Origin of the sequence: Streptomyces sp. SID3343 (genome assembly GCF_009865215.1) — a bacterium.
Taxonomy (GTDB): domain Bacteria; phylum Actinomycetota; class Actinomycetes; order Streptomycetales; family Streptomycetaceae; genus Embleya.
Genome location: NZ_WWJX01000607.1, coordinates 1 through 11,971, shown reverse-complemented (window position 1 = coordinate 11,971; position 11,971 = coordinate 1). Strand labels below are relative to the sequence as shown.

The window sequence follows — 11,971 nt, the reverse complement described above, 5'->3', positions numbered from 1 at the left end:
GCGACCGCCACGTGCGCGCGGGTGACACCACCCGCTTCCGTCAAGGCCAGCAGACGCCGCACCACCAACGGCCGCATCACCGCAGCCGTATCCGAGGAACCCACAACAGGACGTACCGAAACCGAAGAACGAATCCTCGCCATGACAGCAAGCACACCCACGCCCCGGGGGGCCTGACACAGGAATGGGCAACTCCATGACAGAACAACCCGCTTGTGTTAGGCACCCGATGTCAGTCGATGGTCACCCCCGTGACAGTCGAAACGATCACGGTCATCCACACCCCGACCAGCACACAAACACCCACACGACACCCGTGGCCCACTGACGACCAACCACTGCCATCACAACGCACACTCACACTCCCTGCGACCCTCAGGCTCCGATCCCGTCAGCCGAGCACGAACAACGCCGCAGGACGGCACTGGGCGACGCTGACGAAACCCACATCCCTCACCGAATGTCGTAAGGAAAACCACACAGAAACCCCACCACAGAAACCAGACAACAAAACGACAGGGCCTCCCACCGCGACCACACACGGCGCAGCGGACGACGCCGCCGGGCCGGGTGGGACTGTAAAAAGTTCGACAGACCCCCGCCAGACGCTGGCTCGAACGCGTCGGGCACCTCGCCGCACCACAGAACGCCGTCCAGGACGGCGTCCGCATCGGACAATGGCTCGCCAACCAGCGGCGCAGCGGGGTGCTGGACCACCATCCCGAACGAGACGCCGCACTCCGGGAGTTGGACCTCTGTGGTGGAGGCCCGAGGGATGGACCATCGCATGGCAACGCGCCGCCAACGAGATATGACTCTTCCTCGGGCGCGGCGGGACCCTCGACGAACTCGTGCCCGGACACATCGCGGGCGGCGAAGACATCGGACGATGGGCGCAGCGGCACGCCAGGCCTGTGGTCTGGGCCAAGCTCGGGCCCGGACAGCTCCGGCAACTCCACGAACTCGGCATCGCATCCGAAATCGAACACGGGCACGGTGCGGCGACAGGTGAAGGTGGCGCGGTGGACGGCGACGGCGTCGAGGACGGCGTGGCGGTGGCTGCGGGCGTCGGGGGCGCGGAACGTCACGGCGAGAGGGCCGGCGGCGGCGGGAACGGCGTGGTGGAGGGTGCTGGGGCTCCGGGTGGCGACGTCGTCGGGGCTGCCCGGGCGCAAAGGCGCGGGCGGGGCGCGTGGGAGACCGCGTTCGCCGCGGCCGTCGGCTACCGCCAACGCGAGGGTCATCTGGAGGTTTCCCGCGCGCATGTCGAGACCGTGACGACGGATAGCTCGGCGGGACCCGACGACGGCGCGGGCGAGGGCGGTGGGGTCGTCGAGGTGCGGCTGGGCAAATGGGTCAACAACCAACGCACCCGACGCGGATCGCTGAGCGAGGAACGGGTCCGGCTCCTCACCGAACTCGGCATGCGCTGGTGAACCACGGTGTCGGGTGGGGGTTTTCGTGTTCGGTGTTCGGTGCGGCCGTCGCCTACCGGCAACGCGAGGCGACCCGGACGTGCCGCGTGCGCATGTCGAAACCGTGGGGGCGCCGGTCTTTCGCGAACCGGGGGTGGTCGGCCCGGCCGGGCGCGCTTTCGCTCGGCGCGGTTCAGTGGATGGTGAGGGATCGGGCGAGAATCTCGATTTCGGTGGGGCCGATCAACTTGACCCAGACCATGGTCGTCTCGTTGTTGTGGTGGTGGAGGAGGTGACGGGCCCAGGTGGGCCACGGGCCGGTTCGCGGCAGGTCGCGCACGGTGATCTCGTCGACGAACTCGTCCCAGTCCCCGGTGCCGTCCATGCGGGCGTGGACCACGTGCGACAGTTCGAGAACGACGCTGTCCGCCTCCCCGCGGACCAGGCGGACGGACGCGGTGCCGCCTCCGGGTTCGGTCTCCAGGCGAACGCGGTCGAGGAAGTATCCGTTGTATTCGCTCAGGTCCACACCGGCACGGTACCCGGAGGCGGGAGCGGTCCGTCGAACATGTACCGGCGGCGGGAACGGTCGGGTCTTGGGTGGCTGCCTTCCGTGTTCTGTGAGCAGTCGATGTGGTCACCGGTTTTCGTGGTGGTGTCGGTTGGCCGAGTCGGCTGAAGGCCCAGCGCAGGGTGTCGCGGTCGACGGTGGTGCGGTTGGTACGGGTCATCGCGGTGAGGGTGGCGTGCCCAGGCGCGGAAGTTGCCGTGGGTGGCGTGGTGGTCGACAGCTGCCGCAACCACATCCCGGCGAGGTTCGGTCGGCTGCCCTGACTCCACGTCGGCGAACCGAACTCCACCACGCACGACCACCAGCCGTGGTCGTCGAACCGTGACGCACCCCGACGCTGCACACCGAGCGGACGAAGTCCTGGCGCGCCGCAGACGCGATCGGATGAGACGCAGCCCGACACCGATGCCGTGGCAGCATCCTCCTGGCTGCCCGAACAGGCGATCACCCGGGGCGACGGATCGGGATGGGTGGCAAGACGACCGCGAGTGCCGTCGAAACCCATGAACATTCCGACCCCGAACGCAGCCCAGGCACCTTCGGGACCCGCGGACAAACGCCTTCGCGAGTCACGGACATAGCCGGCCGTGAGGATGTGTCTGCAATGCCTCCAGACCTGATGGATCGTCATATCGGTTTGGTGAGGCGCGGGTTGGGTTGGTAGTGGGCGACGCCCGCGTAGGACATCCCCAGTGACGTTGTGAGGATCTTGGCGTCGAGTTCGTCGGCCAGGGTGAGCAACCGGGTGGAGCGCAGGATGCGGGGCGGGAGACCGGCAGGAGCGAGGGTGTCGCGGATGTGGGCGGCGCCGGCGGGGCCGCAGTGGGTGCGGGTGAGTCGGGTGACGAGCAGGTGAGGGTTGTCCGTGCCGAGTCGGTATCGGTGGTCTTGACAGCGTTGCAGTGCCGTCCAGGTCGCCTCGTCGAGTGGGAGAGCCACCGATCTGCCGGGGAACCGGACGCTCCGGCGGGAGGGATCGATTCCCGTGTCGGCGAGCAGCCGCAATTCGGTGATGGTTGCCGCGTGGAGCAGGGCGGCGAGTCCGATGAAGGCTTCGTGAGGGTGGATGTCGTGGCGGGTGGTCCACCTCCGGTACAGGGTGCGCTGCCGGGACGGAGTGAGGGTCGGGCCGTGGAATCCCCTCTGCTGTGCGGCGGATATCGGGTCGGTGGGGTTGTGGAGGATGGCCCTGGAACGGTGGGCGTGCGCGAAGAACTGACGCAGTCCCGCCAGTCGAGAGGCGCGGAGGGCGGAGTTGACGGTCAGGAAGGATTCCAGGTCGGCGGTGGTGACGCTCGTCCAGCTCGTGTGGCCTGATGCGTGGAGGTGGCGAGCCAGGTCACGGACGCCGGCCAGGCGAATCTCGATGGTTTTCGGCTGGTTGGGTCGTAGTCCCAGTTGTTCGGCTTGTTCGCGTTGGTGGAGGAGGAACTCGGCGAACTGTGCGACGTGGGGGCGCAGCGGGGCGGGTGTGGCCTGGATACGGCGGGCGCGGCGGGCTGCCGCCTGCTGGTCGGCGAGGGCCGGTGGTGGGTCGAGGTGGCCGTGGGTGTGGAAGAAGTCGGTGAGTGCTCCGACGAGTTCGGGGGCGTCGTGGGTGGCGTGGGCGAGGAGGCGGTGGGGGTTGTGGGTCGAGGTGTCGAGGATCAACCGTGCTGTGGTGGCGACGATGTCGGCCGCGTATATCGGGTGGCGGTGCTCCGCGAGATGGGCGGCGAGGTCGTTCCACCAGGAGGGTGTGGTGGGCATGCGCTCGGCCCAACCGGCCGCGCGGGACAAGACGGTGTCTGGTGAGTGCTCGTAGCAGCGCTTGCAGAGACTCTTGGCCCACTGACCGCTGGTTCCGCACCGTTCACAGGGTGCCGGAGGTGGTGCGATGGTGGGATCGACGCAGGCTCGACAGCGCTGGGTCGCCGCGTCGAGGACGCGGCGGTGTCCGCAGTGCCGGCAGGGGCCTCGGGCCTGTTGTCCGGCGGATCGGCGTCGGCATGCCGCGCACAGGTGTTCGATTGATCTGCGTGGGGCGCCACAGAGGGTGCAGGTCCGCGAACACCAAGGGCAGCGGCCGGTATCGGGGCGCAGCCGGCGCAGTCGGTGACAGGCCGGGCAGGTGTCCTTCACCGGAGGTGGCGCGACATCGGGGGTCGCGGGAGGGTTCGTCGCGGAATCGGGTGCGGTCACAACGGTGGCAGGGATCGGTGGCGCGGCGCGAACTTTTGCTGCGGGGGTGGCGGGGATGGGGTGGTGCTTGGTGTGGGTGGTGGGGGCACGGCGGGCTCGCCGACGGCCAGCAGGTCGCCCGGGGCGCAGTCGAGGGCGGCGCACAGCGCGGCCAGGGTGGACAGCTTCACCTGGGAGGGCTGCTTGGTGAACAAGGCGGACACCGATGCCGCGGACAGTTCGAGGCCTGCCCGCTCGGCGAGGAGTCGGCGCAGTTGTGTGCCGGTCCAGATGCCGCGCTGTGCCGCGGCCATCCGCAGTCTCCACTCCACCTGCGGCGACGGAGCCGAGGACTCGACGGCGCGCAGAGGCGGTGGTGTGGTCATGAGCATTCTGCCTGCCTGTGGGTCAGCCGGTGAGGCCGGTGACGGTGGTCGATGTGGCGCCGCGCCAGGCGTCCTCGACGAAGGTGAGTGATGGGCGGACGTAGGCCATGGTCGAGGCGATGTGCCGGTGTCCGAGCAACTGCTGGACGATGAGCAGGTCCATGCCCTGCTCGTAGTGGTGGGTCGCACCCGCGCGGCGCAGGTCGTGCGGGGTGAACCGGTCGCTCTCGGGTCGGCCTTCGCCTTGGAGGAGGCGGGCCAGGCGGTCGCGTGCGGTCTCCGGTTTCAGCGGTCTTCCGTGGGCGTCGCAGAACAGTGCGGTGGTGTCGGGGAGCAGGGGCCGGACGTCGCTTTGGTACCAGGCGAGGACCTGGTCCAGGCCGTCGAGCATGGGTGCCCATCTCGGGCGCGGTCCCGAGGCGCCTGCCGCCTTGCCGAACCGTACGTGGAGCTTGCCGGCGGGGCCGAGTTCGGGGTGGACGTCGTATCGGTCGAGGTGGAGTGCTTCACTCAGCCGCGGCGCGGAGTGGTACAGGGTTCGCAGCAGCGCGTAGTCCCGTGCCGCGGCCGGGTAGTCGGACACGGCGGCCAGGCGGGCGCGGGCGAACGCGAAGAACGCGGTGAGGCGCTCGGCCGAGGGCGGCAGTGGGCGAGGCGTGTCGTCCCAAACGTGGCGCAGTCGGTTGAACCGGTCCAGCGGGTCGTGGACCGGGACTTGGTACAGGGTCCGGATCCGGGCGGCGTAGCGCAGGCGCACGAAGGTGTGGAACGCGCGCAGCATGTCCAGGTAGCCGCGCCTGGTTCCCGCGGTCCGGCCCGCGAACAGCAGATCGTGGAGCATCGCGTCCACGTGGGCGGGTTCGATCCGCCATACGGGGCGGTCGAAGTGGTCCAGTACCCGCTGGAGCAGGGAGGTGTAGGAGGTGATCGTCGTTGCGGCGAAGCCCCTCACCACCCAGGTGTCGGCGAACGCCTGTACGCAACCGGCCTGGAAAGCCCACACGTCCGGCACCCGCCCGGGATCGACAGCTGGCGCGGCGGGCCCGCCCTCGACCAGCCGCAGAAAGGGCCTCTCCCCCATACCCCACCCGCCATCTCGTCACGACTCTTGGTTAAGGCAACACCTGAACTAGGCATGTACTGCCGAAGCCATCAACGAGACACCGGAAGAAAAGCAACTCCCGCCTTACCAGCAACCCCCCAACCCACACCTCCCGCCGGTATTGCTGGGCCTCGTCGCAGACGATCACGTACGGGCGTCTGGGCAGGGTCTCGCGCAGGAGCTTGTCGAACGCGGTGGGCGTGCCGGGCATCTTGCAGCTGAGGTTCATCTGGTGGAACAGTTCCTCGCGCAGGTCCTTGGGGCCGGGGCGGGAACGGGCGAAGTCCAGCGGGAGGATCAGGTCCGGGTTCATCTCCTGGATCGTGGCGCGGGTGCTGAAACTCTTGCCGAGCCCGGGATCGCCGTAGATCACCGACATGGCCCGCGACTCGACGGTGTCGACGACGGTGTCCTTGATCTGCAGCAGGGTGTCGGTGGGGACGAGCGTGGAATCCTCGAGGTCGAGGAAGAACTGGGGGCGTAGATCCGGGCGGCGGCGCGATGCCGTGCCGGGGTGGCTCGCCGGCGTGACCGGGCGGCGCTGAGGCAGGTGCCGGCGCTTGGGAGCGGTCGTCATGAGGCGTCGTCCTTGGGTGTGGTGGAAGTTTGGCCGGAGTGTGTCCAGCCGGGCGGGACGGGGGTCGGGGGCGAGTAGGACCGGGCACGGCGACGGGGCGTGGCGGGTTTTCTCCCGCCGGCGCCGGCGAGCTCGTTCAGCGCCTGGCGCTCCGTCATGCGGATTGCCCGCACAGGCGGTTCGGACTCGGTGGAAGGCAGGTAGCGTTCCCGCTTGCGCTCGCCGGAGCGCTTCAGGGCCCGGCGCAGCGCCGCGCTGTGCTCGGTGCGGCCGGTGAGGACCTTGGCGCGCAGTTCTTCGGTGGCCTCGTCGTTGAGCAGGGCCCGGCCGAGGTAGCGGTTCCCGCGGAAGGTGTACAGGTCGATCTCGTGGCGGTGGTGGGGCATCCATCGGACGCGTACGTGGACGCCGATGCGGCCGATGCCGTTCTCGGGCATGTAGCAGCGGCCCGCGAACTCCACTCCGTGGCTGGTGATCTTGCGGGGCTTGTGGTCGCTTTCGAGCATGAGGGCGCGTAGTTCGGTCGGGCCGGGCTCGGGTCGGATCTCGGTGGGGTCGGTCAGCCATGCTTGGAGTGGTGTCAGTTGGGTGCGTTTGACCACGTGTTCGGTGTTGTGTCGGTGTACCCAGTCGCGCAGGAGGTCGACGAATGCCTCGAAGGTCAGCGGTGGGTCCTGGTCGCCGACACGGTGGCGGTGGTCGAGTCGGGGGGCTTGGGTGTAGCGGGGCAGGTCGGCGAAGAAGCGGGTCGTGCCGGTGCGGTTGAGCCGCTCGATGCCGCCCTTGTGGCGGGCGCTGCGCACTCGGTGGACCGGTACGCCCAGGAGCCCGAAGGCCCGCTGGACGGTCTTGGACAGGAAGTCGGCGCCGCCGTCGATGCGCACGAGGTGCGGCAGTCCGCCGGCCGGTCCGTAGGGGGCCTGGCGCAGCACGGATGCGCGTACGGCGGCCAGGACCGATCCGCGGTGTGCGGAGCCGGCGGTGACGGCCCAGCCCGTCACGTAGCCGGTGCCGCGGTCCTCGAACCACGTCACCCACACCTTCGACAGTGTGTTGTCGGGCATGGTCACGACGAGAGGGGCCTGTTTGTGGTCTCCTTCCCATACCTGGTTGCGGGCCACCGCGGGCCGTTTGAACGCGGGGTCGAATCCGCGGGCGGCGGGAATGCCCTTGCGCAGGCCTGCCATGAAGCCGGGATCGAGGTCACGGGCGATGGCGTCGTGCAGTGTGGTCAGCCCCGTCGGCTCCTTCCTCGCTGCCAGGGCCGTCCGTGCCAGGTGCTCGTGGGCGCGTTTGACGTTGCCCTGGTAGTCGGCGAGGACATCGATGGTCTCGTCGGTGATCCGGAACCGCCCGCGCTCGGGTTTGGCCGGGGAACCGGTCTGCTCGGCCTGGGCCAGCCAGCGGCCATACCGTGCGCGTGCTCACACCGACCGCGTCGGCGACCAGTCTCACGTGAGCGGTGGTCAACTCCCCCGCCCGGCGCAGCCGCAGGAGTTGGCCGACCGCGGCGGGCCGCAGCTCGTCCCGGTGCCGGCCCAGGCCCTGCGTCGAGGTGTCCTGTGGTGTGGTCACCGGGGGCGTCCGCCAGGCGGGCGGGCGGGTAACGGCACGGTGATCAAGCACAGCCTCCTGCGTCGAACGATGCTGGTGTGCAAGGCAGTTGGGCCTGGGGCTTGGTCCTGCCGGCTGACGGGACGGACGTGAGACTACGAGCCGGGGGCGCATCCCCGGCCCGATCGTTCACCCGAACGAGTGGCGTCCTGCCGTTCCCGTCGTTCCGACGGACACATGTGCTAACTGAACCGGGTGGTCCCGGCGGAACAACCCGAACCCGGCGGAGACTTCACACCCCGACGATCGACAGCCGTCCGACCGAGGTCGCCGTACTCGGCTGGCACCGGTCACGAAACGCGCCCTCGCGTGGCCCCTTCGCCCGCTCGCCGACGCCCGACCGCCGCCGCGGCACCACCGGGCCACCCGGGGCAGCCCTCGACCACGGCGAACATGTGCCGCCTCCTCCGTCACCCGCATCCTGAAGGAGACACGACGAAGACGACACCGATCAACACGGCCTCGTATCACCGCAGACACGGGAACGCGTCACCACAAACCAGAACCCGAACAGCCAAGGCCCGCACGAACAACGACATCCATCAGTGACACACCAAACCGAACACCCCAACGACACCACCGCCGAACCCCACACCGCTGTGCTCCACAGGGTGCTCCCCTCGTGTCGAAGCCGCCCGGTGAGAGGAGCCGGGCTCTTGCGTGCGTGCGACGGCCCGGTGCGTGCCGGTCCGGGCGCAAACCGCGTTCTGGGCCCGGTGTTCGTGTGTCGGGCTCGGATTCATGCGGCGTCGTCGGGCCCGTCGGAGTGGGGTGGGGGAACGAGGAGGGTGAGGAGGTTCCCGGCGGCATCGCGTTGTTCGGGGGCCGTCCAGGGGTGCAGCGCGACATCGACCGCCCGATGCGTGTATCCGTCGCGAAGCCTCATGCGGCGTTCGAGGCGTATGGCTCGATACCAGGCGAGTGAGAGCGCGCTCAGGACCGCGATACAGGTCACCACCGCGGCGATCGGGATCCACCACGCGCTCCCCCCGGCGACGGCCGTCGCGCCGGATACGACCGCGGCGATCCCGACCGGGACGGCGGCGGATCGTGCGGTGCCCGACAGGGAGATGGGGGCGCCTTCGGGTGATGGGTTGCTGTTCGTCACGCGGGGGCTATAGGGGCGGTGCGGGCACCCTCGTTGCGCCGTCTCGGCAATTCCCCGAAAAATATTCGGGATTCGCGTGAGCGTCCGGCATCGTGACGCCCTACAACTTCGAGCAGTGGTGCCGACAGGCCCGCGCTGTCGTCGTCGGCGCCCGAGGGGAGGGCCACGTGGGGCGTTCGCCGAGCCGGGCCCGGGCCTCGCCCACCACCTCGCCGGCCGGTCTGCTCCAAGACCTCGAATCCGAAGAGGGGGCCTCGGTCGCGGTGGTCGGGCGCGACGTCCTGGACCGACTGGCCGTGCGCGTCCACGACCGCGAGTTACACGCCGAACTCGTCGCGTGCGGCTTCTCCGGGCCGCGCTACGAGATCTTCTGCGGCGAGTTGGTCGCCTACGGGCGCCCCGTTCTTCTGCACTGGCTGTTCACAGGCGAGATCTATCGCCTGTGCGCGGCCAAACGCCGCGCGGTGACGTCGAACGAACGCGAACGCCGCATCCTGCGCGGCCGGGGCGAGGAACGCGAGACGTTGATCAACCACACCCTGGCCAAAGGACTCGTCTTCTTCCGCGAACGGGCCCTGGTCGGGGGGCAATGGACCCCGGACGGAGGCGCGTCGCTCAAGACCTTCTTCATCGGCGCCCTGCTCCTGGGATTCAAGGACGCCTACGCGTCCTGGGCGGCCCAGCACCGCAAGGAGTCCTTGGACCTCGCCCTCGGATTGGACCCCGAACTCGACCGCTGGGCGGTGGACGGCCTCGACCACGAGGGCCCCGAAGACGCCGTCGCCGGCCACGACTTCGTCACCCGCTACGTCGGCGCCCTCGCCGACGCGATCGATCGCACCATCGTGGAGTCGGTCGTGCAGGGATACACCCACGCCGAGATCGCGACCAGGACGAACCTGAGCCCCGAGGCCGTGAACAGCCGCATCCATCGCCTGCGCCATGGGTCCGGCATCGTCGGGGCGGTGTGGGACCGTTTCGTGCAGACGGCGTGGTCGGGGCCGTCGGGGGCGCCGGAGCGGCCGTAGGCGTCCGCGTGACGGTGGTGCGCGGTCTTCCTCGGCTGGGGGTCTTGAGGGCCTCGGCCGAGGCGGCGGGCGATGGATGGGTGCCGGGGCTCAGTCGGTGTCGATGCCGTGCGCGGCGAAGACCTCCGCCGCGTTTGGCACCACCAGGACGCCGTCGCGTACGAAGGTGACCGCCCGCAGGTTGGGCAGCAGGGGGAGGTCGTCGAGCGAGCGGACGTCGAACAGGTCGTCCTCGCCGTCCCAGGCGGGGGCACAGTGTCGGAAGACGTCCGCCCCGGCGTCGAAGCACAGTTCCTCGACGCGGGCGAGCAGCTCGGCCGGGATCTCCAGGGCCTCGAAATGGGCCCGGGACTCCGGCAGCACCTCCTCATGCAGGCCGTTCCTCAGGACGTAGGACGCGGCGTCGCGAATCCCGCGCTCGGCCAGCCGCCCGGGCAGGTCGTAGACCGGCAGGAGCCGCTCACGGCCGTACATGAGCTTATCGACGACGAGCAGTTTGAAGTTGAAATCGCGGAACTGGCTCATGGGATGTGACTACCACGGCGATAGGACACGGGTTCCCCCTGCCCGACCTCCGGGCGCGTGGAAGAGGCGGCGGGCCAGGCCGTTCCCCGGGCCCGGCCCGTTCAGGGCCGCCGCCTTCGTCTGTTCCGGTGTCGCCGTCTGCATCGCGGCGAAACGAGGAAGCTCGATGCCATTCGTTCCGGCGTCGCAGCCAGGCTCGTGGCGGGCGCTGGAGTCGTTGTACCAGGACGGGAGCTTCACCCAGTTGTCGCGGTGAGACTCCTCGAGGTGCGGTTTCGGACGCTTGGGGGCGGACGGTGTGGCAGTTGGGGGGCGAGGACGTTCCTGGGCACTGGTCGACGACCGACCCGGGATCGGCAAGGGCGTCCAGGGCGGGTCACGCCGACGGTGGGACGAGGTCGATGCCGCCCTGCCACGGCATGACGAACGCCGTGTTCACGGCTTCGACTTCGACATCACCGTCGTGCCCGGCCGGCATGGCCGGCATGGCCGGGGGCCGAACGGCCCGACCGTTGTCGGGATGTGTAGTCCACCCAGGCGTGCGAACCACGGCAGTCGCAGAGAGGGTCGTCGCTGTGCGGCGGCGGGTGGACGCTGTGTTTCCGTGCGAGCGGTTCGGGGTGTGGGGGGTTGGTCTCGTCGAAAGCAAGGCGTTCTGGGCGTTTCACGACGTCAGAACCTGCTCGACGGTGGCTCGGCACGGGAGTGCACGATCAGGGCGGTGTGGAGGCCGTTGACGCCGAGCAGGTGGGCGAGCTTGGCGGCGGGGGCATGGTGGCCAGGGCGCGGGGCGCGGCGGACCGCCGGTCGGGTGTCCTCGCCGGTTTCCTCGGCCACCGGCGCGGCCGGCCCCGCATCGCTCGGCGCCCGTACGACTCATCGGCGGGACGTCGAGCGCGGCGCCGACCAGTGGGCGTGCGCCCGGGTCCGACTGCGGCACGCTGCCCCGCTGGGCATCGCGTCCGCCCTCGGTCTGACTCGGTCGATCACTGCTCCACGCCGTCGTCGTCCTCGTCGAGGCCACCGGCCGTCTATTGCCACATGTGTTACGGGCGACGTGTCGGGGATGGGCGCCGCGTTCGGCGGCCGGGATGGCGGATTACGCGAACCCCCGCGCGGCCGGCGGCGGTCGGGTATGGATTTGGGCTCCGTACTACGGGAGGGGCCGGGCGTGGCCGAGCACATATGGGACCAAGAGCACGACGACCCGGGGCATCGCGTCGAGGGAGTGTGTTGAAGCCGATCAAAGAGGGCTTTCCCGACAGTGATCAGCAGGCGCACGTCCTGACGTTGGCCATTCACCCTCTGTCTGGTCTTGCTCCGCACCCGCCGGCGCCGGCCTGGTGCCGTCCGGACCGGCGAACGGGCAACGTCACCCAGGAACGCCGAGCGGCGCGTGCTCGAGCACCCGGGGCTTGTACTCGACCAACTGGATACGGCGTCGAAGGTGCGGTGCCCGATCATCTCGAGGGCAACGTCCGGATA

Annotated in this window: 11 protein-coding genes and 1 pseudogene; 2 read left to right on the top strand and 10 right to left on the bottom strand. The window is 69.5% G+C overall.

Features of this window, described 5'->3' with window-relative positions; all coding sequences use genetic code 11:
- The first annotated feature begins 851 nt into the window (after positions 1-851).
- Entirely contained in the window at positions 852-1,436 is a 585-nt protein-coding gene (locus GT354_RS56535; RefSeq protein ID WP_161357437.1) for a helicase associated domain-containing protein, read from the top strand.
- 172 nt (positions 1,437-1,608) lie between these two features.
- Here the strand turns inward: GT354_RS56535 and GT354_RS18680 are convergent, their stop codons facing one another.
- The 7 genes from GT354_RS18680 to GT354_RS18650 form a co-directional block, all read right to left on the bottom strand.
- Positions 1,609-1,944, bottom strand: coding sequence for a hypothetical protein (locus tag GT354_RS18680; protein WP_161357436.1), 336 nt, complete (start codon positions 1,942-1,944; stop codon positions 1,609-1,611).
- Positions 1,945-2,613: 669 nt separating this feature from the next.
- The gene (locus tag GT354_RS18675) at positions 2,614-3,735 is read right to left on the bottom strand and encodes an integrase (protein WP_161357435.1); all 1,122 of its coding nucleotides are present in this window, start codon (positions 3,733-3,735) and stop codon (positions 2,614-2,616) included.
- Between the two features lie 428 nt (positions 3,736-4,163).
- The gene (locus tag GT354_RS18670) at positions 4,164-4,532 is read right to left on the bottom strand and encodes a helix-turn-helix domain-containing protein (protein ID WP_161357434.1); all 369 of its coding nucleotides are present in this window, start codon (positions 4,530-4,532) and stop codon (positions 4,164-4,166) included.
- A 22-nt stretch (positions 4,533-4,554) separates the two neighbouring features.
- A complete protein-coding gene (locus GT354_RS18665; RefSeq protein ID WP_161357433.1) occupies positions 4,555-5,613 on the bottom strand; it encodes a tyrosine-type recombinase/integrase in 1,059 nt (352 codons plus the stop codon).
- A 31-nt stretch (positions 5,614-5,644) separates the two neighbouring features.
- A complete protein-coding gene (locus GT354_RS18660; RefSeq protein WP_237535145.1) occupies positions 5,645-6,211 on the bottom strand; it encodes an ATP-binding protein in 567 nt (188 codons plus the stop codon).
- A complete protein-coding gene (locus GT354_RS18655; RefSeq protein ID WP_237535143.1) occupies positions 6,208-7,398 on the bottom strand; it encodes a Mu transposase C-terminal domain-containing protein in 1,191 nt (396 codons plus the stop codon). Before GT354_RS18655 ends, GT354_RS18660 begins: the two co-directional genes overlap by 4 nt.
- A gap of 1,166 nt (positions 7,399-8,564) precedes the next feature.
- A complete protein-coding gene (locus GT354_RS18650; protein ID WP_161357432.1) occupies positions 8,565-8,933 on the bottom strand; it encodes a hypothetical protein in 369 nt (122 codons plus the stop codon).
- Positions 8,934-9,025: 92 nt separating this feature from the next.
- Here GT354_RS18650 and GT354_RS56530 point away from each other — a divergent pair, with 92 nt between their 5' ends.
- The gene (locus tag GT354_RS56530; protein WP_161357431.1) at positions 9,026-9,961 is read left to right on the top strand and encodes a sigma factor-like helix-turn-helix DNA-binding protein; all 936 of its coding nucleotides are present in this window, start codon (positions 9,026-9,028) and stop codon (positions 9,959-9,961) included.
- 90 nt (positions 9,962-10,051) lie between these two features.
- Here the strand turns inward: GT354_RS56530 and GT354_RS18640 are convergent, their stop codons facing one another.
- The 3 genes and pseudogenes from GT354_RS18640 to GT354_RS54170 all read right to left on the bottom strand — a co-directional run.
- Positions 10,052-10,486, bottom strand: a complete 435-nt coding sequence (locus GT354_RS18640; RefSeq protein WP_161357430.1) for a hypothetical protein — start codon at positions 10,484-10,486, stop codon at positions 10,052-10,054.
- Positions 10,487-11,158: 672 nt separating this feature from the next.
- Positions 11,159-11,323, bottom strand: a complete 165-nt coding sequence (locus GT354_RS18635) for a hypothetical protein (RefSeq protein ID WP_161357429.1) — start codon at positions 11,321-11,323, stop codon at positions 11,159-11,161.
- A gap of 535 nt (positions 11,324-11,858) precedes the next feature.
- Positions 11,859-11,971: pseudogene (locus GT354_RS54170) on the bottom strand (deaminase); the annotation flags it as partial.

Bases quoted from the DNA above. Each gene is read 5' to 3' on its own strand.
- GT354_RS18640 (WP_161357430.1), bottom strand. From the start codon at position 10,486: ATGAGCCAGTTCCGCGATTTCAACTTCAAACTGCTCGTCGTCGATAAG.
- GT354_RS18660 (WP_237535145.1), bottom strand. From the start codon at position 6,211: ATGACGACCGCTCCCAAGCGCCGGCACCTGCCTCAGCGCCGCCCGGTC.
- GT354_RS18655 (WP_237535143.1), bottom strand. From the start codon at position 7,398: ATGGCAGGCCTGCGCAAGGGCATTCCCGCCGCCCGCGGATTCGACCCC.
- GT354_RS18665 (WP_161357433.1), bottom strand. From the start codon at position 5,613: ATGGGGGAGAGGCCCTTTCTGCGGCTGGTCGAGGGCGGGCCCGCCGCG.
- GT354_RS18675 (WP_161357435.1), bottom strand. From the start codon at position 3,735: ATGCCCACCACACCCTCCTGGTGGAACGACCTCGCCGCCCATCTCGCG.
- GT354_RS18670 (WP_161357434.1), bottom strand. From the start codon at position 4,532: ATGACCACACCACCGCCTCTGCGCGCCGTCGAGTCCTCGGCTCCGTCG.